The organism is Sphaerotilus sp., assembly GCF_041083715.1.
GTDB lineage: Bacteria > Pseudomonadota > Gammaproteobacteria > Burkholderiales > Burkholderiaceae_C > Sphaerotilus.
In genome coordinates this window covers 1-3,602 of record NZ_JBFPGY010000085.1, presented here as the reverse complement: position 1 = coordinate 3,602, position 3,602 = coordinate 1, and the positions used below count along the sequence as shown (strand labels likewise).

The following is a 3,602-nucleotide window of genomic DNA, read 5'->3' as shown; positions in this document are numbered from 1 at the left end:
TTCACGGCAGCTCGGTTCATGGCGCCACCCGATCAGTAGAACTTGCGCAGGTCCATGCCGGCGTAGAGCGACGCGACCTGCGGGCCGTAGCCGTTGAACATCAGCGTCGGGCGCTTCTTGGCGAACAAGCCGTCCTCGCCGATGCGGCGCTCGGTGGCCTGGCTCCAGCGCGGGTGGTCCACCTCGGGATTGACGTTGGAGAAGAAGCCGTATTCCTGCTGCGCCGCCTTGTTCCACGCCGTGCCCGGTTGCTTGTCGGTGAAGCGGATCTTGACGATCGACTTGGCGCTCTTGAAGCCGTACTTCCACGGCACCACCAGCCGCACCGGCGCGCCGTTCTGGTTGGGCAGCACCTCGCCATACATACCGAAGGCCAGCATCGCCAGCGGATGCATCGCCTCGTCCATGCGCAGCCCTTCGACGTAGGGCCAGTCGAGCACACGCGAGCCGACCATCGGCATCTGCTTCGGATCCGCCAGCGTCACGAACTCGACGTACTTGGCGTTGCCGGTCGGCTCGACCTTGCGGATCAGCTCCGCCAGCGAGAACCCGACCCACGGGATCACCATCGACCAGCCCTCGACGCAGCGCAGGCGGTAGAGGCGCTCCTCCATGGGTGCGAGCTTCAGCAGCGCCTCCAGATCGAGCACGCCGGGCTTCTTCACCTCACCCTCGATCGCCACGGTCCACGGGCGGGTCTGGAGCTTGCCGGCGTTGCGGGCGGGGTCGGCCTTGTCGGTGCCGAACTCGTAGTAGTTGTTGTAGGTGGAGGCGTCGGCGTAGGCGGTGGGCTTGTCCATCGTCAGCGCACCGGGCACCGCGCTGCGGGCGCCGGACAGTGGGGCGAGCTTGCCAGGCCGGGCCGGGCTGCTGGCGGCCTGGGCCAGCGCATCGCGGGCAGCCCAACTGGCCATCACCGCGCCACCGGTGCCTGCAGCGACTTGCCGCAACCACTGCCGGCGGCCGGCATAGACCTCGGCGGGCGTGATCTCGCTGGGAACGGGGTGAAGGAACCCGTGGTCGGGGTGGCCGTGCGATCGTGCGGACATGGTGCGCTCCTGGGCTGGGACTCTCCCTCAGTCGCGGCAGCCACCCGGTTTCTTACACCGGATCAGCCCCGTCGCTTCACCCGGCTCGGGGCAACGGGCATCGCGACCGTGGGAATCAGCGAATCATGGCCCAACGGCACTTCCGGTGCACCGAGCTGCAAGGCATTCCTCTGGAAACGGTCCCGGAAATTCTTGCGTGCGAAGAGCTTCTGCTGTGCCTCGATCGGCAGGTCGGTGATGCAGATGACGTTGTGCGACACCAGCACGTCCACCAGGTCCTCCAGCACGCGGATCAAGCCGGTGTCCAGGTGCGCGAACGAGGCGCCCTTGGCCGATCCGCCCAGCATCTGGAGCAGCTCCGGATGCTCCGGCGGCAGGAATTCCGACCCGGGCGCTTCGTCGCGGTGGATGCGGTCGATCTGGCCGCGGGCATCTCTGTGAACGTAGGGCATGGGAGAACCTCTCTGTTCTGCCCTATCGGCGGCGAACGCACCGGCTTGAGCTGCCGCCGCGTTCACCAGGTCCGGATTCAGAGCTCGCCGTAGGAGTGCAGCCCCGACAGGAACATGTTGACGCCCAGGAACGCGAACGTCGTCACCACCAGCCCGACCAGCGCCCACCAGGCCGCCATCGAGCCACGCAGGCCCTTCATCAGCCGCATGTGCAGCCAGGCGGCGTAGTTCAGCCAGACGATCAGCGCCCAGGTTTCCTTGGGGTCCCAGCTCCAGTAGCCGCCCCAGGCCTCCGCGGCCCAGAAGGCGCCGAGGATGGTGGCGATGGTGAAGAAGGCGAAGCCGAGCGCGATGGCCCGGTACATCACGTCATCGAGCACCTCCGGTGCCGGCGTGCGGGCGTTGAGCACCCCGCGCACCGAGACCGTGAACGCGAACAGCGCCACGCAGCCGCCCAGCATCCGCATCGACTTCATCACCGCGGCCGAGGTCTGCGGCGACAGATCGCCCAGCAGCCAGAAACCGGCCAGCAGCACCAGCAAGGCGCCCGGCACACCCACCAGCCCGGTCCACAGCGAACGCACCGGCGCCGTCTTGACGAGGTAGGCCAGCGCGACCATGGCCGACAACGCGAAGGTGCCGTAGCCGACGAAGTTGGCAGGGACGTGGATCTTCATCCACCAGCTCTGCAGCGCCGGCACGAGCGGCTGGATCTGGTCCGCACCACGCGCCAGCGAGTACCACAGCAGGAACCCCACCGCAGCGCTGACGATCAGCATCACGAAGCCGCCCAGCGCGCGGGTCTTGTAGTGACTTTCGATGTGCAGGTAGATCAGCGTGGTCAGCCAGATGAAGAGCACGAACACTTCATAGAGGTTGCTGACCGGGATGTGACCGATGTCGGGGCCGATCTGGTGGCTCTCGAACCAGCGCACGAAGGTGCCGGTCAGCGCCATGAAGACGGCGGCCCAGGCCAGCCAGGAGCCGATGCGCTGCGCCGTGTCGCTGCCACGGCCGATCAGCAGGCCGATCCAGTACGCCAGCGTGCTCATGAACACCAGCACGCACATCCACATGATGGCGCTCTGGCTGGACAGCAGGTACTTGAGCCAGAACACCTTGTCCGCAGCGGCCAGATCGGCGCCGAAGGCGTCTGTCTGGCGTAGGTAGAGGGAAATTGCCAGCAAACTGACCGCGCCGACGCCCAGGCTCAAGATCCGCAGCGGCGCCCAGAACCAGCCCAGCGCGATGAGGCCGGGCACGGCGCACAGCAGGATGCCGCGCTCGTAGCCGTCCATCGCCGCCCCGTAGCGTTGCCAGACGAAGCCCGCGCCGCCGATCACGAGCAGCGCGAACAGCCAGTCGAAGGCGCTGCGCCGGCTCAGCGGCGATGCCCGGCCGAGGGTCAGGGTGGTGGTCTGGTTCATGGTATCTGCAGCATCCTGGTTTTCAAGGCGTCGAAATCCTTGTCCGTGTCCATGGTCTGGCGGGTGGCCGACAGGGCCAGGGTCACGGTGGTGGACGGGGCGTCCGCCGGGCCTTCGATCCAGATCCACAGGCGGCGTTCGCGGATGTAGAGCATCGCGAACACCCCGAGGATCAGGAACCCGCAGCCCAGATAGACCAGCTTCTGGCCCGGCGCGCGGGTGACCTGGAACACGCTGGCCTGCACCTGGTCGAAGCCAGTCAGCGACAGCAGCAGCGGCGCCGGATAGGCGAACGAATCGGACAGCGACAGCACCGCCTGGCCCATGAAGCGCTGGGCATCTTCGCCCGGCGGCAGTGCCGCCAGCCCGGCGTGCTCGCGCACCAGGTTGAGCAGCTCGAACAGACCACCGTTGAGGATGCGGATCAGCACCTCGGAGGTGCGGCCGCGGTCGGCCTCGGGCACGTTGGTCTCGATGAAGTCCTGCAGCGCCACCAGCCCGGCGCTCGGCGCGTTCTTGCGCACGGCCTCGGCGCCGGCGAACAGTGTCAGTGCGCGCAGCACCGAGGCTTCGAGCTGCTGCGCGAGTTCGGGCTTGTCGGCCGGGGCGGACTTGCGCACGTAGCGGCGCGCCGCCTCCATGCGGCTGGCGGGGTCGGCCAGCGCGGCTTTCAT

4 protein-coding genes are annotated in these 3,602 nt (G+C 67.6%); all 4 read right to left on the bottom strand.

The features are described from left to right. Window positions 1-32 precede the first annotated feature (32 nt). On the bottom strand, window positions 33-1,049 hold the full coding sequence (msrP, locus tag AB3X43_RS04265) for a protein-methionine-sulfoxide reductase catalytic subunit MsrP (RefSeq protein WP_369428634.1): 1,017 nt from the start codon (window positions 1,047-1,049) through the stop codon (window positions 33-35). 62 nt (window positions 1,050-1,111) lie between these two features. Beyond that, on the bottom strand, window positions 1,112-1,501 hold the full coding sequence (locus tag AB3X43_RS04260; protein WP_369428633.1) for a hypothetical protein: 390 nt from the start codon (window positions 1,499-1,501) through the stop codon (window positions 1,112-1,114). Between the two features lie 77 nt (window positions 1,502-1,578). Then, window positions 1,579-2,928 (bottom strand): c-type cytochrome biogenesis protein CcsB, encoded by a 1,350-nt coding sequence (ccsB, locus tag AB3X43_RS04255; protein WP_369428632.1) that lies wholly within the window; start codon window positions 2,926-2,928, stop codon window positions 1,579-1,581. Next, window positions 2,925-3,602, bottom strand: a 678-nt coding sequence (locus AB3X43_RS04250) for a cytochrome c biogenesis ResB family protein (protein ID WP_369428631.1), incomplete at its 5' end; no start/stop codon positions are given. The genes ccsB and AB3X43_RS04250, both read right to left, overlap by 4 nt.

Excerpts from the sequence above, each read along its gene's own strand:
- msrP (WP_369428634.1), bottom strand. The coding sequence starts at position 1,049 with ATGTCCGCACGATCGCACGGCCACCCCGACCACGGGTTCCTTCACCCC.
- AB3X43_RS04260 (WP_369428633.1), bottom strand. The coding sequence starts at position 1,501 with ATGCCCTACGTTCACAGAGATGCCCGCGGCCAGATCGACCGCATCCAC.
- ccsB (WP_369428632.1), bottom strand. The coding sequence starts at position 2,928 with ATGAACCAGACCACCACCCTGACCCTCGGCCGGGCATCGCCGCTGAGC.